This window comes from Paenibacillus vini, from assembly GCF_018403325.1.
In the GTDB taxonomy this organism is placed as follows: Bacteria; Bacillota; Bacilli; order Paenibacillales; family Paenibacillaceae; genus Fontibacillus; species Fontibacillus vini.
Genome location: NZ_BOSL01000003.1, coordinates 265,595 through 287,008 on the forward strand (window position 1 = coordinate 265,595; position 21,414 = coordinate 287,008).

General features: G+C 52.5%; 19 protein-coding genes. All 19 read left to right on the forward strand.

Going from position 1 to position 21,414, the window contains the following annotated elements; genetic code table 11:
• Positions 1-27: 27 nt before the first annotated feature.
• Entirely contained in the window at positions 28-723 is a 696-nt protein-coding gene (locus KJS57_RS07005; protein WP_211021487.1) for a response regulator transcription factor, read from the forward strand.
• Positions 713-1,822: a sensor histidine kinase gene (locus KJS57_RS07010; protein WP_213654199.1), complete on the forward strand. Its 1,110-nt coding sequence runs from the start codon at positions 713-715 to the stop codon at positions 1,820-1,822. Before KJS57_RS07005 ends, KJS57_RS07010 begins: the two co-directional genes overlap by 11 nt.
• 212 nt (positions 1,823-2,034) lie before the next feature.
• Complete coding sequence (locus tag KJS57_RS07015) at positions 2,035-2,967, forward strand: D-alanyl-D-alanine carboxypeptidase family protein (protein ID WP_213654200.1); 933 nt, start codon at positions 2,035-2,037, stop codon at positions 2,965-2,967.
• A gap of 11 nt (positions 2,968-2,978) precedes the next feature.
• Complete coding sequence (locus KJS57_RS07020; RefSeq protein ID WP_211023939.1) at positions 2,979-3,470, forward strand: RNA polymerase sigma factor; 492 nt, start codon at positions 2,979-2,981, stop codon at positions 3,468-3,470.
• A 58-nt stretch (positions 3,471-3,528) separates the two neighbouring features.
• Entirely contained in the window at positions 3,529-3,978 is a 450-nt protein-coding gene (locus KJS57_RS07025) for a VOC family protein (RefSeq protein WP_213654201.1), read from the forward strand.
• Between the two features lie 220 nt (positions 3,979-4,198).
• Positions 4,199-5,215 (forward strand): NAD-dependent epimerase/dehydratase family protein, encoded by a 1,017-nt coding sequence (locus KJS57_RS07030; protein ID WP_211023944.1) that lies wholly within the window; start codon positions 4,199-4,201, stop codon positions 5,213-5,215.
• Positions 5,215-6,291 carry a dihydrodipicolinate synthase family protein gene (locus KJS57_RS07035; RefSeq protein ID WP_213654202.1) on the forward strand — a complete coding sequence of 359 codons (1,077 nt, stop codon included), beginning with the start codon at positions 5,215-5,217 and terminating at the stop codon, positions 6,289-6,291. The genes KJS57_RS07030 and KJS57_RS07035 overlap by 1 nt, the downstream gene beginning before the upstream one ends.
• A gap of 31 nt (positions 6,292-6,322) precedes the next feature.
• Positions 6,323-8,377 (forward strand): alginate lyase family protein, encoded by a 2,055-nt coding sequence (locus KJS57_RS07040; RefSeq protein ID WP_213654203.1) that lies wholly within the window; start codon positions 6,323-6,325, stop codon positions 8,375-8,377.
• 144 nt (positions 8,378-8,521) lie between these two features.
• Positions 8,522-9,880 (forward strand): ABC transporter substrate-binding protein, encoded by a 1,359-nt coding sequence (locus KJS57_RS07045; RefSeq protein ID WP_211023950.1) that lies wholly within the window; start codon positions 8,522-8,524, stop codon positions 9,878-9,880.
• A 66-nt stretch (positions 9,881-9,946) separates the two neighbouring features.
• A complete protein-coding gene (locus KJS57_RS07050; RefSeq protein WP_211023952.1) occupies positions 9,947-10,912 on the forward strand; it encodes a carbohydrate ABC transporter permease in 966 nt (321 codons plus the stop codon).
• A gap of 19 nt (positions 10,913-10,931) precedes the next feature.
• Positions 10,932-11,756 (forward strand): carbohydrate ABC transporter permease, encoded by an 825-nt coding sequence (locus KJS57_RS07055; RefSeq protein ID WP_213654204.1) that lies wholly within the window; start codon positions 10,932-10,934, stop codon positions 11,754-11,756.
• Positions 11,757-11,994: 238 nt separating this feature from the next.
• Positions 11,995-12,969 (forward strand): Gfo/Idh/MocA family protein, encoded by a 975-nt coding sequence (locus tag KJS57_RS07060; protein ID WP_211023956.1) that lies wholly within the window; start codon positions 11,995-11,997, stop codon positions 12,967-12,969.
• On the forward strand, positions 12,962-13,921 hold the full coding sequence (locus KJS57_RS07065) for a sugar phosphate isomerase/epimerase family protein (protein WP_213654205.1): 960 nt from the start codon (positions 12,962-12,964) through the stop codon (positions 13,919-13,921). Before KJS57_RS07060 ends, KJS57_RS07065 begins: the two co-directional genes overlap by 8 nt.
• Positions 13,922-13,994: 73 nt before the next feature.
• Positions 13,995-15,329 carry a helix-turn-helix domain-containing protein gene (locus KJS57_RS07070; RefSeq protein ID WP_211023960.1) on the forward strand — a complete coding sequence of 445 codons (1,335 nt, stop codon included), beginning with the start codon at positions 13,995-13,997 and terminating at the stop codon, positions 15,327-15,329.
• A complete protein-coding gene (locus KJS57_RS07075) occupies positions 15,322-16,530 on the forward strand; it encodes a M20 metallopeptidase family protein (protein WP_213654206.1) in 1,209 nt (402 codons plus the stop codon). Before KJS57_RS07070 ends, KJS57_RS07075 begins: the two co-directional genes overlap by 8 nt.
• A 74-nt stretch (positions 16,531-16,604) precedes the next feature.
• On the forward strand, positions 16,605-17,900 hold the full coding sequence (locus KJS57_RS07080; RefSeq protein WP_213654207.1) for a hypothetical protein: 1,296 nt from the start codon (positions 16,605-16,607) through the stop codon (positions 17,898-17,900).
• A 47-nt stretch (positions 17,901-17,947) separates the two neighbouring features.
• Positions 17,948-18,955, forward strand: coding sequence for a dihydrodipicolinate synthase family protein (locus tag KJS57_RS07085; protein WP_213654208.1), 1,008 nt, complete (start codon positions 17,948-17,950; stop codon positions 18,953-18,955).
• Positions 18,956-19,039: 84 nt separating this feature from the next.
• Positions 19,040-19,882: an aldo/keto reductase gene (locus tag KJS57_RS07090; protein WP_213654209.1), complete on the forward strand. Its 843-nt coding sequence runs from the start codon at positions 19,040-19,042 to the stop codon at positions 19,880-19,882.
• Positions 19,883-19,921: 39 nt separating this feature from the next.
• Complete coding sequence (locus tag KJS57_RS07095; protein WP_213654210.1) at positions 19,922-21,145, forward strand: MFS transporter; 1,224 nt, start codon at positions 19,922-19,924, stop codon at positions 21,143-21,145.
• Positions 21,146-21,414: the final 269 nt, after the last annotated feature.

The following is a 21,414-nucleotide window of genomic DNA, read 5'->3' on the forward strand; positions in this document are numbered from 1 at the left end:
CAGGTCAAATAAAGGATGAGTAAAACAATGAGCAAACAAATTCTGATTGTCGATGATGATGAGAAGATAGCCAAGCTGATCGAAATCTACCTGCTTAATGAGGGATATGCCGTTCATCGGGCGGATAACGGACTCCTCGCACTTGAAATGATGGAGCGGGAAGAAATCGATCTGGTTGTGCTGGATATAATGATGCCGGGAATGGACGGAATTTCGGTATGCCTGAAAATCAGGGAAACCCGGACTACCCCGATCCTAATGTTAAGCGCCAAGGACGGAGACATGGATAAAATCACCGGGCTCATGACCGGGGCGGACGATTATATGGTCAAGCCGTTTAATCCATTGGAGCTGGTTGCCCGGGTGAAGTCGCTTCTGCGCAGATCCTCCTATGCGGTTCAACCCGCACCGCAGCCTCAGGATCATCTGATCAAGCTGGGGTCCCTGCAAATCGATAAAGAGACCCATACCGCTATGGTTGACGGCAGGCCGGTTAAATTGACGCCGATCGAGTTCGGCATTTTATTTTTGTTGGCTAGCCATCCAGGCCGCGTGTTCGGTTCGGAGGAGATTTTCGAGCTGATCTGGAAGGATAAATATTTCGAGAGCAACAACTCCGTTACAGTGCATATCAGCCGTCTTCGGGACAAGCTGGAGAAAGAAATGGACGGAGAGAAGCTGATCCGGACGGTTTGGGGGGTCGGCTACAAAATTGAAGGCTAGTTTAAGATTTCTTGCCTGGTTGTTTTGGACGATTGTAACCTCGCTCGTTTCCCTGCTGCTGCTGGTATTTCTGGCGAGAGCTTTCTATTTCTTCTATCCGCGGGTCACCTTCAATACGGTTATTTTGTGGGTCGGCCGAAATATCGGGTTTCCTGAAGCCTACTACCTTTCGGGCGTACCGATTATGCTGCTGTTCGCGCTTTATTTCTACCGGCGGAGCGTCCGGCGACACGAGCAGAAATACCTCAAACTGCTGATTGAGGAAGTCCATCGCGTCGAGGAAGGCTCAGCAGCTAAAATTCCGGTGGAAAACGTCGGCCAGTTAGGACAACTCGCGACGGATATCAACCGGATGGTCGAACGGCTGCGTACCTCCATGGAGGAAGAACGAAGAGCCGAGCAAACGAAGAACGAGCTGATTACGAACGTATCGCATGACCTGCGAACGCCGCTTACTTCCATTACCGGTTATTTGGGACTGATCGATCAAGACCGGTATCGCGATGAAGTGGAGCTTCGCCATTACGTCAATATGGCTTATGAAGAGTCGCTGCGCCTGAAGCAGCTGCTTCAAGACTTGTTCGAGTACACGCGGCTACAAAATAAAGAAATGAAGCTGCACAAAAGCAGAATCAATCTGGCGGAAATGCTGTACCAGATTACGGCCCATTTCGGGTGGCAGCTGCAGGAGAACAAGATGGAATGCCGCTTGTTTATGAATCAGCAGCCGTTATTCGTCATAGCCGACGGGGATAAGCTGCGCCGGGTATACGAGAACCTGATCACCAACGCTATCCGTTATGGCAGCGACGGCAGGCTGCTCGATATTCGCGGCCGCCTTGAAGGAAACGAGGTCGTCACCGAGGTGATCAACTATGGCGATCCGATCCCCGAGTCGGATCTGCCGCATTTGTTTGACCGGTTTTACCGGGTGGAAAAATCACGCGCCGCGCATACGGGGGGCTCGGGCATCGGCCTCGCGATTGCCAAACATATCGTCGATCTGCATGGCGGCGTAATTTCCGCGGAAAGCGATGACGATCGAACGGTATTTACGGTCCGGCTGCCACTGGACGTTATGGATCGGCGCCAAAATTAAAAGGAATGGATAGAAACGGCTGACCTTGGGTCAGCCGTTTTTTTGTTTTTTGTATGGATAATCACTTCATCTTTATGGGTTTTAGTTCCAGTTTAAGGAATTCGCAGTGAAATCTTAAGGGAATCTTAAGAATTTCTTATCCGGCACGCAAACTCTGGGCGGCATAATGTTAAACATAAACAACGTTTTGGATATAAAGAGGGGTTGGCAGCTTGTTTAGAAAAAAGCGTTACTTTCTACTGATTCTTATTATTCTCATAATCCTGTTTCATGACAAATTATCGTTTCAAAACGTGCAGAAGCACGGTAATGCCTTCATTCAACAAGTAGAGCAAAAATGGCGCGGCGTGCGAACCCCTGAACTGGCAGGTGTGGAAGGGCAGGCCGTACTGATTATGGACCGGGATTCCGGCGAGCTGCTGTACAGCGATAATGGAAAGAAAAAGATGTATCCGGCCAGCACTACGAAAATTTTAACTGCGCTCATTTTATTGGAGAGAAGCTCGCCGGATGATACGGTAACGGTCGGGGACGAGGTATTGCTGAGAACGTCGGACGAAAGCTCGGCCGGACTTGTGCAAGGCGAGCGATTGACGGTCAGGGATTTGACGGCGGCCATAATGCTCCCTTCGGGCAACGATGCGGCGAGAACTGCCGCCGTTTATGTGGCTGAACTGGAGACAGGGACACAGCAAAGCCCGGAACAAGCCATGTCTTATTTTGCCGAATTAATGAATGAGAAAGCGAAGAAACTCGGGGCGGTCAAGAGCCATTTTGTGAATCCGCACGGCTTGCATGACCCGGATCATTATTCGACCGCTTACGACATGGCTCTGATTGCCAGAGAAGCGATGAAGCTCGAAGAATTTAATGAAATTGTTGGGGAATCCGAATATGCAGCAGCAGCCCAAGGTCAGGGAGAGCACTTATTCCAGAACCGGAACAAGCTGTTGAACAGCAGCGGAGAATGGTTTTTTCAAGGGGCAAACGGAATTAAGACGGGATATACAGAAAAAGCCGGGTATTGTTTGGTAGGCTCGGCTACCCGGGAAGAGAGAGAACTGATCACCGTAGTGCTTCATTCCACCGAGCAGGGTGTCTGGTCAGACACGGTCAAGCTGCTCGACTACGGGTTCAGAATTTGAGGAGGGGCCATATGAATAAGTCATCTATGGATATGATCTACCGTGAATATAAGAACGATGTTTACCGTTATCTGTATTATCTTTGCCGGAATCACCACAATGCAGAGGACTTGATGCAGGAAACGTTCTACCGTGCATGCAGCCGGCTGGACAATTTGGAAGGCGGAAGAACAAAGGCGTGGCTGCTTCGTGTCGCCCATAATGCCTATATTGACAGATTGCGGAAGGAGAGCCGTTCTTCAGTGTATGAAAATGAATTTTTCCACAATGTTCCGAGCGAGGAAACCCCGGAAGCCAGCGTGCTTACAGGGGAAAGCCGGCAGGAACTGCACGCTATGCTATCGATGCTGCCTCCTAATCAGCAGCACGCCGTATTGTTATACGATATCCACGGATTTTCATATCAGGAATCGGCTGATTTGATGGGAATTCCTTTATCGCATTTTAAAATCATTCTTTACCGGGCCAGACAAAAATTAAGGAAGGGCAGAGAGACGGCCTAGTCAATCGGAAAATTTTGATGTAGGATATAGAATACAATACCGATTGGGAGGGATACGAATGATACCGCAGCGGGTTACTTTGGTCACTTTAGGCGCGTTGGATCTTGCGGCGCTTAGAGCTTTTTACACAAGATTAGGATGGGAAGACACCCCGACCAGTTCTGACGATTACTGTGTTTTCACAACGGCCGGAGTGCTGCTGAGCCTGTTCCCTTACCGAGAATTGGTGAAGGACGCCAACCTGGAAGATTCGGTCCCTGTGCCGGCGGCGGATGCAAAACCCTCATTTCGGGGGATCACGCTGGCGGTGAATGTGGAAGAGCCGGAAGAGGTTGATGCGGCCATCGAAAAAGCAAGGCAAGCCGGGGCGGTGATCCTCAAGGAGCCCGAAGAGGCATTTTGGGGCGGTCGTTCGGCCTATTTTGCCGATCCCGAGTATAATGTGTGGGAAGTTTGCTGGAATCCGTCTGCGATTTTCGACGAAACAGGCGCGATGATTTCATTTTAACGAAAGACGGAGACGCGTGTCTCTACTTTCGAGCCATATGGCAAGGCCGGGAGATCTTTCTCGGCCTTTTTTGTGTTTGCCCTGTAAGCTTTTTTGGCTTGCACACCGTTTTAAGGACCATTTAAAGTCGTTGTCTTTTAATCGGGCGGATCCTAACATGGAAATGTGAACAGGTAAATTTATTCGCATCAGCATCCATCGACTAGAAGAGGTGAATGGAATGAAAACAATAAGTGAGCTGGAGAACAAGCTGAGCACGCCCTCCGATCGGCTGATCCGGGATCTGGCAGGAGTGGAGGGGGATATTCTCGTTCTCGGGGTCGGAGGCAAGATGGGACCGAGTCTGGCGAAGCTTGCGCAACGAGGTATCCGGGAAGCCGGAAAAAACGCCAAAGTCATCGGAGTTTCCCGTTTCTCGTCGGGAACGTTACAGGAAGAGCTGGAGGCCGAGGGTATTGAGACGATCGCGGCCGATTTATTGGATGAAGAGGCGCTGTCCGGGCTGCCGGACATCCCTAATGTGATTTATATGGCCGGAAATAAATTCGGCACGACAGGCAAGGAGTATTTTACATGGGCGATGAACGCCTATTTACCGGGAAGAGTGGCCGAGAAGTTTAAGGATTCGCGAATCGTCGCTTTCTCGTCCGGCAACATTTATCCGTTCACGAAAGTTGCCCTTGGGGGAGCTTCGGAGGAGACGGCACCTTCGCCGGTGGGCGAATACGCACAGTCTTGTCTTGGCCGGGAGCGGGTGTTCGAATATTTTTCGCGTAAAAACGGGACGCCTGTTCTGAATTTCCGGTTAAATTATGCAATTGATTTGCGCTACGGGATTCTGCTAGAGGTAGCTACGGCCGTAAAAGAAGGGCGTCCGATCGATCTGAACATGGGAGTTGTGAACGTCATTTGGCAAGGAGATGCGAATGAGATGGCGATCCGTTCGCTGCTTCATTGCGGCTCCCCGCCGGTGACGCTTAACGTGACCGGGCCGGAAGCGGTGTCCGTGCGGTGGCTGGCCGAGCGCTTCGGTGAAGCCTTCGGGACGAAGCCGGTATTTACCGGAGAAGAAGGGCTGACGGCGCTGCTCAGCAATGCTTCGAATAGTCATCACCTCCTGGGCTATCCGAGCGTACCGCTGAGACAAATGATTCAGTGGACGGTGGAATGGGTCCTGGCCGGCGGGGCGACTTTAGGTAAACCGACGCATTTTCAAGAGCGGGAGGGTGCGTTTTAATGAAAGAGGCCAAGCAATTATCCCAGGCAGCTGAAGAGCTGCTTCAACGCGGGGCCGTGATCCCGGCACATCCTCTGGCCCTGAATGCCTCGCGTGAGCTGGATGAGGCCAGGCAGCGTGCTTTGACCCGGTATTATATCGCTTCGGGATCCGGAGGTATGGCGGTTGGGGTGCATTCGACCCAATTTGAAATTCGAGACCCAGGAATCGGGCTCTATGAGCCGGTGCTGCGGCTTGCGGCAGAAGAAGTGGACGCGGCCGGGCTCGAACGTCCGTTTCTGAAAATTGCAGGAATATGCGGCCCGACCGAGCAGGCCTTGGCGGAGGCGGAATTGGCGGCAAAGCTCGGCTATGATCTGGGGCTTGTGAGCATGGGCGGACTGAAGGAATGGAATGAAGACGAGCTGCTCGAAAGAATGGAAGCGATTACAAAGGTCATTCCCGTATTCGGTTTCTATCTTCAGCCTGCGGTAGGCGGCAGACGTCTTGGCTACTCGTTCTGGCGCCGGTTAGCCGAGCTGCCTGGAGTGAAGGCGATTAAAATGGCGCCGTTCAACCGCTATGAAACGATCGACGTAGTCCGGGCCGTATGCGAATCGAGTCGCAGGGACGAAGTAGCGCTGTATACCGGTAACGACGATAACATCGTCTCCGATTTGCTGACGACTTACCGTTTTCCGGTCCATGGCGAAATCGTTGAGAAGCGCATCGTCGGCGGTTTGTTAGGACATTGGGCTGTATGGACGGCCAAGGCCGTAGCGCTGATGGAAGAAATTCATGCGATTCGGGACTTGAAGGGGCCGATTCCGGTAGAGCTGTTGACGCGCGGCCAAGAGATAACGGACGTCAATGGGGCTTTGTTCGATCCGTCCCATGGATTTAGCGGCAGCATTCCGGGAATCCACGAAGTGCTTCGGCGTCAGGGCCTGCTGGAAGGGCGCTGGTGCCTGAATCCCGATGAGGAGCTGTCCCCAGGCCAGTTGGAAGAGATTGATCGTGTCTATACAGCCTACCCGCATCTTAATGATGACGAGTTCGTAAGGCGCCATTTGAAGGAGTGGCTAAGCGACCATTAAGGCATTTTGCTGAACAGAAGGGGGAGAGTTGATGAATCCGGCAATACGGCATGACAGAGTCTATTTTTGGGAGTCGTCGGATCGTTCGTTTATTGTGAATACTTGTCTGAGCGAGTGGCCGGAGGAAGCCGCTGAAGTGCTGTACCGGGCCGATCTTGCCTGCCGCAGCACGTTTATATATACGCATCGTTGGGATATGGAACGGTGTGAAACCGAGGTGGCTTTTCCGGACGGGATCAACTGGAGCTATCGCCATAACGAAGACATCGAGTGGATGGTCATGCTGAACCGGGCCAGGTATATGAGCGAGCTGGGGCAGGCCTATTGGCTGACCGGTGAAGAAAGGTACGCCGAAGCGTATATATCGCTAATGAAGGACTGGATTCGGCAAAACCCGCTGACGGAGGAGGAAGTTCTGGCTAGCCAAAGCCGGGCCTATAACGTCAAGGATACATGGCGCAAGCTGGACAGCGGAATTCGGATTGTGAATTGGCTGAAGGGTTATTATTGCGTTCGGCAATCCTCATTGTGGCAAAGCGAAGAAGAGACGTTATTCCGGGAAGCCGTTCGGCGGCACGGTATGTATCTGAATATCGCCTACACGCCGCATGACCGGCAGAGCAATTGGGGATTCCTCGAAACGAACGGCCTATTCCAGCTTGCGCTGATGTTCCCGGATATCGAGGAATCGGAGACGTGGCTGAAGCAAGCGGTGCAAAGATTGGCCGAAATGTGCCCGGTCCAGGTTTTTGAGGACGGTATGCATAACGAACAGTGTACGATGTACCACCATGAAGTGTTGCATTGTCTGTTTGAACCGGTATGGCTGGCGGAACTGAACGACGTACCGCTCCCGCCGGAGCTGCGGAATTCGCTAGACCGCATGTACAGCGCATCGCTAGCCTTGGTGCAACCGGACGGCCGCCAGCCGATGCTTGGAGACAGCGACGGAACGGATATTCGGGATGTACTGACGCGCGGAGCCGTTTTGTTCGCAAGGGGCGATCTGAAACGGATGGGATACGACAAGCTGGATTACGAGGGAATCTGGTACTACGGAGAAAAAGGCTACAAACGCTATGAGCAACTCCACATTCAAGAGCCGAAGGCTGCTTCTGTGGAATTGGCGCAAAGCGGCTACTATGTGATGAGAACCGACTGGAAGCCGGATGCCCGGTATCTGGTGTTTGACGCCGGCCATATGGATGTCATTCGGGCGCACGGGCATGACGATTTGCTGCATATCAGTCTGTTTGCTTACGGCAGAGAGTTTCTGACCGATCCGGGCCGATACACGTACATGGAAAATGATTTCAGGCGATATTTTAAGGAATCCTTGCAGCATAACACGGTAGCTGTGGACGGAGAGACGATTTCAAAGTACGTGGATTCCTGGAACTGGAATCATGTTGCCAATCCAATGGACCGTTTCTGGAGAACAGAGACGGAAAGCTACGATTATGTCCAGGCATCTCATGACGGGTACTTACGCCTGAACGATCCGGTATTGGTGCGAAGACAAATTTTATTTATTAAGCCGGATTACTGGATTGTCGTCGATACCTGCAAAAGTAATGGGGAACATGAATATACTTTGCCGTTTCATTTTGCCGAGGGATTGAACGTTGAAGTGGAAGCTGACGGAACCCTGCTTGCTTCCTCCTCGAGACAGGAGCCGGCATTGCGAATCATTCCGGTCAAGCCGGCGGAGGCGCTGGTGGATGCGTCATGGGTAGCCCGGGATTATAACCATAAAGTCACCTCGCTCAAAGCAATGTTCCGGCAAAAAGGGAGCGGGCTTTCCAAATTTGTGACCGTCCTGTATCCGTGCCGCACTCGGGACTGTGATCAGCCCGACATCTCCCGGATTGAGGTGTTGGACAGTTATGGGGATACCGTTTCCGAAGAGCTGGTAACAGCATTGACCATACAGAATGGAGCCGAACGCGTTCATGCTCTTTTTTCCCATCAAGGTCCTCGCGGGTATCAATTTGCCGGAAGGCATATAACCGGGGAAGTCCTGCTGGTGCGGGAAAATAACACCCCATCGGAGGAACATGAAGATACTTATATCGTAAAGGTCTAACGGGATCAAAACGGTTTACGGTCTTTTTAAGGACGTTGACCTTTAATTGAAGATACCTTAACTTTAGATTAAGTTCACAATTTAGTCACAAGTTTTAGAAAGCGCTTTAATTGGTGGGAAACTCAATGATTAGGGGGTCAAGTAATGAAAAGGAAGTTTAAATCATGGGGTACTTTCTTACTCAGTATAACGCTGGTATCCGCACTGCTCCTGACAGCCTGCTCCGACGGAAAGAGTAAATCGGGAGCGGGAGGAAACGGCGATAAAGGCGGAAAAGCGGAAAAGGTGGAGCTTAAGCTCGGTTTCTATTCTTCCGCCCAGTCCGATGCCAAAATGCAGGAACTGATCGACAAATTCCAATCCGAGCATCCGAATATTACGATCAAGACGGAATCATCGCCATATAATCAGTTTTTCCAGAAGCTCGACACGCAAATCGCTGCGGAAAGCGCGCCGGATCTATGGTTGTCGGATGGGGTGCTCGTACCGAAATATGCGGAGCGCGGGGTGCTGAAGGATCTGACGCCTTTGATCGAAAAAGACTTGAAAAAGGACGATTACTTCGGTCTGGATTTCAATAAAGACGCAAACGGAAAATACTGGGGCGTACCTCAGGGCATCCAGATCGCGGTGCTCTATTACAACAAGGATATGTTTGACGAAGCGAAGGTGGAGTATCCTACCGAGGATTGGACCTGGGATGACTTGAAGGCGGCGGCCGAGAAACTGACCAAGGATTCCACCGGGAAGTACGCGAATGACTCGGCTTTCGACAAAAATAAAGTGAGCCAATATGGACTTACCTTCTTCAGTATTACTGAAGGTTGGATGACGGTGCTGAAATCGTACGGAGGCGGTGTGCTGGATGAGACGCTTACGAAATCGGTGATCAATACGCCGGAGAACAAGCAGGCTTTGGACTGGATTGTGGACGGAATGCAGCGGGAGCTGTTGCCGACGCCTTCCGATTTGAAGAGCTTCCAGAGCAACATGGCGCCATTCCCGAGCAAGGCGGCCGCAATGCGGATCGGGATTTACGCCCGGACCATCGATGCTAACGCGGCGGAGCTGAACTATGATGTGACGCTGCTGCCGAAGGGACCGGACGGCAAACGCTTTTCGCCGGTCATCGCGAACTCCTGGGTCATCAATAAAAAGGCCGAAGGGGCGAAAGGCGACGCGGCTTGGGAATGGGTGAAATTCTGGGCGACGGAGGATGAAGTCCAGAAGGAATGGGCTTCCCTAGGCGAAGCGGTTCCGGTGAAAAAATCAGTGGCGAATTCCGAGGAGTTCTTAAGCGGGAAACCGGAAAATAAACAGGCGTTCCTCGACAGCTTCGAGTTTGCCGGGACGCTGGACGTCAATGCCGTATGGAGCGAATGGGTCGGAAAGTTTAACGACAATATCAACCGGGCGTTCGAAGGAGAAATTCCTGCCGATCAGGCTTTGAAACAAGCGGATACTGAGGTACAACAGGTTCTGGACGAATTCTATAAAAAGTAGGATAGGATAACATGCGCGGAGGCTTCGGCCTCCGCCCCTTAAATCGCTACAGAAAGTGTGATGAGCATGGTAGAAAACACAGGAACTGTAAAGGCTGAAAGGGGTCGCGCTATTGAGCCCAAGAAAATTCGAAGAAAAAAACTGAACAGTGACGGCAAGTGGGGGCTCCTGATGGTGACCCCTTATCTCATCCATTTTGTTGTTTTTGTACTAGGCTCGCTGCTCGCATCACTTTATTTCAGCTTCTCGGATTACGATATCCTGAATCCGCCGAAATGGAAGGGGCTGGATAACTATACGAAGCTGTTTCATGAGCCTGTGTTTTGGAAGGCCCTGTGGAACACGCTTTATTTCACGATTTTGTTTGTGCCGCTGCAAACCGTACTGGCTTTGATTTTGGCGGTAGCGCTGAACCAGAAGCTGCGTGCGTTAAAGCTGTTCCGGCTGGCGCATTTTCTCCCCGTAATCTCTTCGTGGACTGTCATCATGTATGTATCGGATGCAATCTTTAACCCTAGATTCGGGTTCGCCAATTCATTTCTGATCAAAATCGGCCTCGATCCGCAAAAATGGCTGCAGGATGAGCATCTCGTCATTCCGTTGCTGGTCATCATTGCGGTTTGGAAGGGGATCGGGTACATCATGGTAATCTTTCTGGCGGGATTGCAAAACGTTCCAAGCGATGTATATGAGGCTGCGGAAATCGATGGAGCGGGCACCTTCCGCAAGTTTTTGAACATTACGGTACCGCTTATTTCCGGTACGACGTTTCTAGTGCTCATTCTAAGTACGATTTCTACGTTCCAGGCGTTTGAACAGATCTACGTCATGACCGGAGGCGCAATGGATGCTTCTTCGGCCGGCGGACCTCATAAAGCAAGTCTCGTGCTTATGATTTATTTGTATCAGGAAGGATTCTCGTTCCTGCGCATGGGCTACGCTTCCGCGATCGCATGGGTGCTGTTCGTCATCTTGTTTGTGCTTACCGTCGTGCAAATGCTTTTGCAGAAAAAATGGGTGCATTACGAATGAGGAAGGGAGGAGTGACGTCATGAAGCTGAACCGAACCCGAAAAATTGCAGGATACACCGTCATCATTCTGAGCTCCCTGATCATGGTGATGCCTTTTCTTACTACCGTTTTTAACTCTCTAAAATCATACGCTCAATATACCAAGGTGCCGCCTCAATGGATCCCGGATCCCGTACAGTGGAACAACTACGCCGAGGTTTGGAAGCTTGGTCCGTTCGGACAGTATACGACCAATAGCGTCATCGTTACGGTGCTGTCCGTAGTCGGCGCGCTGTTCTCTTGTTCTATGGTGGCATATGCTTTTGCTAGATTGAAATTTCCGTTGAAAAATACGCTGTTCCTCGTCGTGCTTGGCACGATGATGATCCCGCCGGTCGTGCTGATCATTCCGCAGTTTGTTATTTTCAAATCTCTGCATATGCTGGACACCTTAACTCCGCTCTGGATTATCGAGTGGCTGGCCCAGCCGTTTGGCATCTTTCTGATGCGCCAGGCGTTTCTGGCTATTCCGAAGGATTATGAGGAATCGGCGAAGCTGGACGGCTGTAATCCGATCCAGATTTACTGGCGCATCTTCCTGCCCATGTGCAAACCGACGTTTGCGACCTTGGCCGTCTTCACCTTTATGACGAAGTGGAACGAGATCCTGTCGCCGGCCATTTTCCTGACTTCCAAGGAAAACTTCACTTTGCCGATCGGCATCCTGTCGATGGCCGGGCAATGGTCCGGCAACGAGCAGTACATGGTCGCCGCCGCGCTCATGAGCCTTATCCCGATCCTGCTTGTCTTCCTGTTCGCGGAGAAATATTTTGTGCAAGGCAGCAACTCTGCGGGGATCAAGTAACGGGTGTCTGGCACCGAATTCGGATGATGCTCTATGAAGTGGATTTGGAGCAGTAGGATACTGAATATAGACAATTTGCTTGTTTGAGATAAAAGTCCTCTTTGTCCACTTTTAGGTGGACATTTCAGTCATTTGTCCATGTGAGGAAGACGGGGCTAAGGGATAACAACGAAAGAATGTATGGGGGAGATACAAGAGAGAAGGAAAGTATGACTTCGCGATGAGAGGAGGTAACTATATGGTCTACCGAGTAGTATTGATTGGAGCGGGTATTATTTCGCGTAATCATCTGGAAGCGATCCGGCAGGTTGGGACGTTGGAAGCTGCGGCTGTAGCCGATACGGACGAATCCAAGGGGAAGGCTTTGGCGGAGGAGTATGGGATCTCTTTTTACCGGGATTATGAAGAAATGGTGACCAAGGAGAAGCCGGATATCGCGGTAATTGCTTTGCCTCATCATTTGCATGCCTCCTGTGCGGTATGGTGCGCCAAACAGGGTTGTCATTTGCTGCTGGAGAAGCCGATGGCGTTAAATGTTGATCAATGTGATGAAATTCTGCAAGCGGTTGCAACCGCGGGCGTCAAGTTGATGGTCGGGCATACGCAGCATTATTGGCCGGCCAATATTCAGGCGAAGCAGTTGATTGCAAGCGGCGAACTCGGCCGATTGCTGGCTGTTCACGATACCCGGCACCTCTATTACTATCGGGACAACAGACCGGACTGGTTCCTGGAAAAAGCCAAGGCCGGAGGCGGGATTCTGATGAATCTGGGCGCCCATTCCATCGACAAAATTCAATGGTTGACGGATAGCCGTGTCCATCGAGTGAAGGCTTCGGTAACCTATGAAGGACCAAGAGGCGATGTGGAGGGCAGCGGCTGTATTTTTCTGGAGACGGATAGCGGACTCAGCGGTGTTATTGTTCAATCCGGATATGAAGGACCGCCCAAGGATGAGACGGAATTGATTTTCTCCCACGGCATGGCCAAGCTGATTTCTGCAAAAGGCTTGTGGATCAGCAAGGGGGGAGAGTACGAGCAAGTGGAACCGATTCCCGAAGAGGACCCGTTTGTGCTTCAATTCAAGGACTTGCTTCAAGCGATCGGGAACGAACAGGACCCGGACAGCAGCGGCGAATATGCTAGGTCGGTCATCGCAGCGCTGGAAGCCGTTTACCGCTCGGACCGGACGGGGGTGGAACAGCATGTTTGAACCCGGGGATAAAAAGAGCGATAGAAAGCATGAACTCGTGGACCGGGGCGGGTTGGAACTAGGGGGCGACAGCATGTTTGAACCCGCGAGACGGAACCGGAAGAATGTCGCCAGAGAGGGCCGTATTCGCTTCAGCATGTGTTCAACCGGTTTGAAGCAGGCGCCGATAGAAGCGGCGCTGGATTTGGCGCAGGACCTAGGACTGCAAGGGGTGGAGCTGTGGGTAGGCCACCTGGAAAGCTACAGCAAACGCGGCGGAACGCCGGAAGACATGCGCAAACTGCTTGAGAGCCGCGGACTTGAAGTTCCGGCCATCAGCGAATATATCTATTTTTCCAAAGGGGAAGAGGAAAGGAAGGGGGAGCTGGAACGGATCCGGCGGGCGGCGGAGTGGGCCGCAGAGATTGGTTGCCCGAGGATCAGAACTTTTGCCGGACACAAAGCGTCGAGAGAAGCGCTGGCCGTGGAATGGGACGATGTGGTTTCCGGTTTGGATGAAGCATTGGACATATGCAGGGCGCAAGGAGTTCGATTGGCGGTTGAAATTCACAACAATACTTTTGCGGATACTGCAGAGAGCCTGGCGGCATTGCTGAGGGACGTATCCGGGGAAGGTCAGGGGGAAGGGCAAGGGTTGGAGCTGATTTATGACGGCTTTAATCTTTTTGTCGATTATCTGGAGCCGATTCCGGTGTTGGAGCAGTTTTTTTACGATATTCATCATGTTCATTTCAAAGATTATAGGTGGAACCATCAAGACTGGAGTCAAAGTGTGCCGGTACCGGTGCTGCAAGGGGATGCGGGTCATGCCGCAATTTTGCAAAAATTGTTGGACCTTGGGTATGAAGGATACATTTCATTCGAGTATATGGGGGACTACGAACAAGTCGTTTTAAACACGAAACGGTCACTTGCCGAGGTTAGAGATTTTGGCGAACAGTTAGAGGCTTAGTCATCCCATATATCTGATTGGGTTGTGGGTCATTGTTGACGATGCTTAAAAAAGGGAACGGGAGGTGCCGGCCATGACGATCAAGCTGCGGGTTGCGGTGATTGGGCCCCGGGATTTGGTGGAAGCTGTACTGGAATTCGGTTCTTATTTTGCGGAATTGGCTATGTTTCCGGCGCCATATCAACATGAGCGGGAAACGCTCGAGGTGGTCGACCGGATCAGGGACCAGGCGGATATTTTGCTGTTTACCGGTCCGATCCCGTACCGGATCGCGCTTGCGGCAGCTCCCGACAAGCCGATGGTACACGTTTACTATTCGGGAACAGCCCTGTATAAAGTGCTTTTCGATCTCTATCGTCAAGACGTACTGGATATGCAAAAGGGATTGAGGCTGAGCATGGATGTCCTGCAATACAACGAAGTAGAGGAACCGCTGCAGGAGATCGGCCTGCCGGTAGATGAGCTCCTGGTCAAAACCTATGAATCCGGAATGACCAACGAGGAACTGGTGTCCTATCATTATGAGTTATGGAAAAACGGCCGTGTTTCCGTGACCGTTACGTGCGTAACCTCGGTATACCAGAAGCTGAAAAAACTCGGCGTTCCCGCTTACCGGGTCGTTCCGACTCAGTCCGCCATCCGCGATTGCCTGAACCGGGCTTTGTTGGAAGGAAAAAGCGTACGCTTAAGCAGCACTCAAATCGCCGTAGGGATCATGAATATCGACAATTTTGCCAAGGTAGCCAAGGAGGCCGCCTCCGAATACGAAATCCAGCGAAAAAAAATCATCCTCCAGCAAATCCTCGTGGACTTTGGTGAAGAAACGCAGTCGCTTATTAAGTGGAGCGATTCGGATGAGGTTTCATTTATTACGACACGCGGCATTATAGAGCAGGTCACCCGCAAATTCCAGGATGCTCCCTTGCTTTTGGAGGTCATGGAACGGCTCCAGTGGAACGCCAGCATCGGGATCGGGATCGGTCGTACCGCGAACGAAGCGGAAGGCAAAGCCAAGGAGGCGCTGTTGAAGGCGAAATCCGGAGGTGGGGGAAATTGCTATTTGATTATGCAGGACGGAATCGTCTATGGTCCGCTCGGGTCGGACTTGACGCTGGAGTACTCCGCCCGCAGCGAGAATCCCGAGTTGATATCCATGGCTAAGAAAGTAGGACTCAGCGTAGGCACGATCAACAAGCTGGTGTCGCTTTGCCGCCGGCTGGGGACGTCTACTTTTACGGCTTCTCAGCTGGCTGAAGGGTTTGGAATTACGCTGCGAAGCGCGCGACGAATCATGGCGGCACTGGAGAAATATGAGATGGCGAGCATCGTCGGAGAAGAGCAGCCTGCCGGACGAGGGCGCCCGAGACAGATCTATACGCTGAATCTGGAGGAAGCGCAGTATGAATAAAGTGAATTTTCGTGAGGCCGCCGCATCGCTTGGCGAGGAAATCGTTTCGATTCGCCGCCGTCTTCATCAGGTACCTGAGCTTGGATTCAAAGAGGTGATCACCTCGGCTTTTGTCTCCGATTATTTGGAACAGTTAGGACTGGAAGTGCGCCGGGGCGTAGCCGGCACCGGGGTTGTCGCGCTGCTGGACACCGGACGACCGGGGCCGTGCATCGCCATACGCGCGGACATGGATGCGCTGCCGCTGCAAGAGGCGACAGGATTGCCCTTCGCATCGCGGCACGACGGCGTCATGCATGCCTGCGGCCATGACGGGCATATGGCGATGGCGCTCGGCGCCGCCGCGATGCTGACCGCAGCGCAGCAGGAGCTGCGCGGGACGGTCAAGTTCATTTTTCAGCCGGCCGAGGAGATGCTGGGCGGAGCCCGGCATATGGTCGAGGCCGGCGTGCTGGAGTCGCCGCGCGTGGACGGCATAGTCGGCCTGCATTTATGGCCGGACTTGCCAACCGGACGCTTCGGCGTCAAGGCCGGGACCGTGATGGCGAGCATGGATCATGTCGGCATCACGGTCCATGGCCGTGCCGGGCACGGCGCCGCCCCGCATCAGGGCGTCGACGCCATTATCGCTGCCGCGCAGGTGCTTACGGCACTGCAGGTGCTGGTCAGCCGTGAGGTCGACCCCGCTGAGCCCGTGGTGCTCAGCATGGGCTCCATCCGCGGCGGCAGCCTGCCCAACATCATCGCGGATCGCGTCGAGATCCGCGGAACCGTGCGCGCCGTCAGCAACGCGGCGCGCGAACAGATGCAGCGCAGGGTCACCGCGCTGGCGGAGGCGGTCGCCGGAGGGCTGAACGCCCGGGCTGAGGTCGATTACGAGTTCGGCTACCCGCCGACCGTCAACGACCCCGCCCTGATCCGGCGCGCCGAAGCCGCACTCCGGGCACTTTACGGCCCGGAGGCGATTGAAATGCTGGTCCGCTCGCCGATGACGAGCGAGGACATGGCCTACTACATGGAACAGGTGCCCGGCGTTTTTCTTCTCGTAGGCGCGAGCGGAGCCGGTCATGGCGGATTTCCGCTGCATCATCCGCAAATGACCATCGACGAAGAGGCGTTGACAGGCGGCGCCGCGTTTCTGGCGGAGTTTGCCCGAGATTTTTTGTTGCTGGAAAATAGGGCTTCAGGGCAGGACAGTTAATGCCGGTTGTGGAATAGAATCTTCATTGGGGAGAAATTGTCTCCCCGGAACCAATCCGATATAGGGGGATGAAGATGAACAACGGTTTGATTCTGCCTGCCCGTCCTCTGCTTGCAAATGAGGACGCTTCCCGAATAATTAAGGATTATGAACGGTTTCAGGGCGGCCTTCCGTCCGGAGTCGAATCTTATTTGCTTGAAACTTATGGGCTCGACGTCTCTTCCCGCTACGGAATTCATGCCATCCGGAATCCGTTCGGCAAGGCGTCGGGCCAATTGTCGTTAAATTTACGTCAAGTTCAGGATGATGCCGATGCCGGTCTCGGCTTTGTCGTGCTTAAAACAGTGATTGCGGAAAATGCGGCGGGCACCCGCTCCATGGAAGAATGGGCGGTGAAGGAAACCCGGATGATTGTGGACACAATCACGGGCAAGGAGACGGGGGAGCCGGGCTGGAACGTCACCTGGCAAGGGAGGGGATGGCACGGCTCGTTCCCGAGTTACCTGGAATTTGCCCGTCAAGCGCTGGAGATTGGTAAAACGGCCGGTATGGTGGTCGTTCCGTCCTGCAAATATCACTTGCCGGGTCCGGAAGAAGCCGAGTTCCGCATGGAAGAGTACCATCACACGACGAGAGGTTTATATGAAGTTTGGAAGGAGTGCGGATTCCCGGGCCCGCTGCAAATGGAAAAAGACTTCAGCCCTACGCTGGCCGGTTCAGGCCGGGCCAAACAGCAGGATACCGTGCTCCGCTGGCTGCGTGAAGTGCCGCACCGCATCAAGTCCTGTCTTCCGGACGGCGAACTCGTGCTTGGCATCAAGCTGATGAACACGGTGTTTGAAGACGACTTCCAGTTGAACGCATTCCGCGCTCTTTTGGAAGAGGGGGAAAGTGTGCCGGACTATGTCGTTTACGCCAACCGGCTCTATGACCAGGGACGTGAATTTGCCGGAAAAGTGGGCGCCGCTTATGGCGGTCCCGATCTAAGCCGGCGGAATTTACGGATCCTCACGGCGCTCCGGAGACTCGAACTGGAAGGAGACCTTCGGAAACCGGTGCCGCCGGTGTCGGGTACCGGGAATGTTGGAACCGGCAAGATGGCGCTGGAATATGCGCTGCGCGGGGCGGAAAGCCTGCAAATGCATACGGTTTTTCAAAAGCCGGGCAGTGCCTACAGCATGAAACAGGGCTCAAAAACGGAACGGGCGCTTCATGATCTTTATTTTCATCCGGAGCACGGTCTTGTAGCCTGGATGCTTCATTTGCGGAATGCCGAGGATCTGGTCGACGCGGCCAATGTAACCTCGTTTAAAGATGTGGCTTCCTGGTACAGGGATAAGGGAAGAGACTGGTTTTTGAGGCAGTCGTGACAACTATACATAGTTAGTAGGAAATAGTGAATTAAGGAGGCGGCAGCATGGTTCTGACGATGGAGCAAAGATTGGCTAAAACCGTCCAAGCCATGACCGGCGGACTTATTCCGGCAGTCCCTGTTCCCAGACATAAAAACGGAGAAATCCACAGCGAGGCACAGGAGGCTTACGCGGGATATCTGAGCCGGCAACAAATCGCGGGTGTCGCGGTATGGGTTCATACAGGCAGAGGACTTCATTTGCAGGCGGAGGAGCGAAAACGAATTTTTCAATCCTGGAAGTCACATTTAAATGAAGCGCAATTGCTTGTTGCCGGAGTAGGTTCATTAATTGACACTACGTTATCCGAACCTCTTCGTCTGCAAAAATGGCGGCAAAATAGTATCACTATGGCGGAAGAGGCTGCTTCCGGTGGAGCCGATGCGCTGCTGGTTTTTCCCCCGGTGATTTTTAAGGAATTAGAGAGTTCCCGGCGGGATGCCGCGATCATCGAATATCATCGCGAGCTGTCAGCGCTTGGCGTTCCGTTGATTCTATTTTATTTGTATGAAGAAGCGGGAGGACTCGCCTATTCGAAGGAGGTACTGAGGGAGCTGCTCGGCATGCCGTCTGTCGTCGGCATGAAAATGGCCGCGCTGGACAGCGTGATGACGCTGCAGGAAGTGTCATCACTCTTCTCGTCCGAATTTCCGGGCAAGCTGCTCATCACCGGGGAGGACCGGATGTTCGGCTATTCATTGATGTGCGGGGCAACCGGAGCACTGGTCGGCTTGGGAGCCGCTTTTCCAAATATCCAAAGCGACTTGATCACGGCCTACCGCAGCAAGGATTACCCCCAATTTATGGATTTGTCATCCAGAGTGGACGCTTATGCGATGTCGACGTTTACGCAGCCGATGGACAAATATATTTTGCGGATGCTGTGGTGTCTCGCACTGCAAGGGATCATCCCTCGGGAGGCTGCCCATGATATGAATGGGACTGGCTATGAAATGGAAGAGATAGAGCTGGAGATGTTGCGGCAAACGATACAACAATGCCGATTGTATTAGACGGCTTTAAATTTGGACAGATGTCGGTCATAATAGACTTGGAACATTTTGTTTAACACAACCCAACCTAAGGAGGAATTATTCATGCCTAACAATTTGCAGGACACTGTAAAACTTAACAACGGAGTAGAGATGCCATGGTTTGGTTTGGGGGTATACAAGGCTCAGGAAGGTGAAGAAGTCATCCAAGCAGTCAAAGCGGCGATTCGCGCCGGCTACCGCAGTATAGATACTGCTGCTGCATACAATAATGAAGAGGGTGTTGGACAGGCGATCCGCGAAGCGATGGAAGAGAACGGATTGTCCCGGGACCAAATCTTTGTGACTTCTAAAGTGTGGAACAACATGCAAGGCTATGAAACGACGCTGGAAGCTTTTGAAACCAGTTTAAAGAAATTGAACTTGGAGTACATCGACTTGTTCCTGGTTCATTGGCCGGTGAAGGACAAATATAAAGAAACTTGGCGTGCGCTTGAAAAAGTTTATAAAGAAGGTAAAGTTCGCGCCATCGGTGTGAGTAACTTCCAGATTCATCATTTGGAGGATTTGCTGGCTGACGCGGAGGTTGTCCCGACTGTAAACCAAGTGGAGCTTCATCCGCAGTTGACCCAGAAAGAACTGTTGAAGTTCACAAAGGAGAAGGGCATTGTTTTGGAAGCTTGGTCCCCGCTCGGACAGGGTAATCTGCTTGAGAACGAAACCCTGGTATCCATCGGTAAAAAATACGGAAAAACCGCGGCACAAGTTATTTTGCGCTGGGATTTGCAGGTTGGCGTCATTACGATTCCGAAATCGGTCAACGAAGGTCGGATTAAAGAGAACGCCGATATTTATGATTTCGAGTTAAGCGCCGAGGATATTGCGGCTATCGATGCATTGAACCTGAATCAACGGTTCGGGTCGGATCCGGACAATTTTAATTTCTAATTTATAGACAAAGATAGAAGATCGGATGGAGAGATTGACATGAACAAAGAGGCAGCAGGCAAGCCTACTGCGCAGGCTATGACGGTATATCCGATCCTGTTTGCGATCAGCATGGTACACCTTCTTAACGACACGATGCAATCGGCTATTCCGGCCTTGTTCCCGATTCTGAGAGACTCGCTGACGCTAAGCTACGGACAGATTGGCTGGATTTCGTTCGCCATGAATATTACGGCATCGGTGTTCCAGCCGCTGGTCGGGCTATACTCGGACATCCGTCCCCGTCCGTACATATTGCCGCTCGGGGTTTGCTTTACCCTGATCGGCGTTGTGATGTTGGCATACGCCCCAGCTTATAGCATTATTCTGCTGGCTGTGGCTTCGATCGGGCTGGGTTCCTCCGTGTTTCATCCGGAATCCTCCCGAGTTGCGTATCTGGCAGCAGGGGAGCGCCGCGGTTTGGCGCAGTCGATTTTCCAGGTTGGCGGCAACATCGGAACCTCGTTGGGACCACTTATGACGGCGCTCATCTTTATTCCGCTGGGACAACGCAGCGTGGTTTGGTTCGCTTTTGCGGCGATTGCGGCGATCATTATTCAGATTTTTGTCGCCCGTTGGTACGCCTCGCTGAATGTGCGGCCCCGTCCGCGCCGTGCTGCCCAGAACCCGAGCGAAAAACAGAGAACCGGACTGAGCAAAAGGAAAGTAGGTTTGGCGATTTCCGTGCTGATTCTGCTGCTTTTCTCCAAAAATGTGTACTCCATCAGCATTTCAAGCTTCTACGCCTTCTTCATGATGGATCATTATGGCGTCGGCAAAAGTGCCGCCCAGTGGTACGTGTTCGCTTTCCTTGCGGCCGCTGCCGTAGGAACGTTTTTCGGTGGCCCGATGGCCGACCGCTACGGGCGCAAGAACATCATCTGGCTCTCGATTCTCGGAGCGGCTCCGTTCTCGCTGCTGCTGCCTTACGCCAACTTGTTTTGGTCCGGCGTACTCGTCGTGCTGGCCGGGTTCATCATGTCTTCCTCTTTTTCAATTATCGTCGTCTATGCGCAGGAATTGCTTCCGGGCAAGGTCGGCCTCGTGTCCGGCCTGTTCTTCGGACTTTCCTTCGGCCTGGGTGGTCTCGGCTCGGCGGTGCTCGGCCATTTTGCCGACCAGTGGGGCATCTTCTTCATCATGCAGCTTTGCTCCTACTTGCCGTTGATCGGGTTACTGACCGTGCTGCTGCCCAAGGATGAAGCGTTGAAGTCGGCGGTATGATCACTGATCACTCCAATCAAGTACAGTTTTACGAAATGCGGTTATGTTCCGATGAGGATATAGCCGCTTTTTTGTGTTTAATGAGGGTAGCTGGTCAGGAGCCAGCAATAGAAAAGCCAATGAGCCAAATGTAACGGACATAGCGGACGTTAATTCCTGTTATTTTGCGAGTTTAGGAATTTAACGGACAGGAGAGCCGTTAAACGTTGGATTGCATCGACTTTGACGCTGTTTTGATGGAAATAAGGTCTCCTGTGACCGTTAAACTG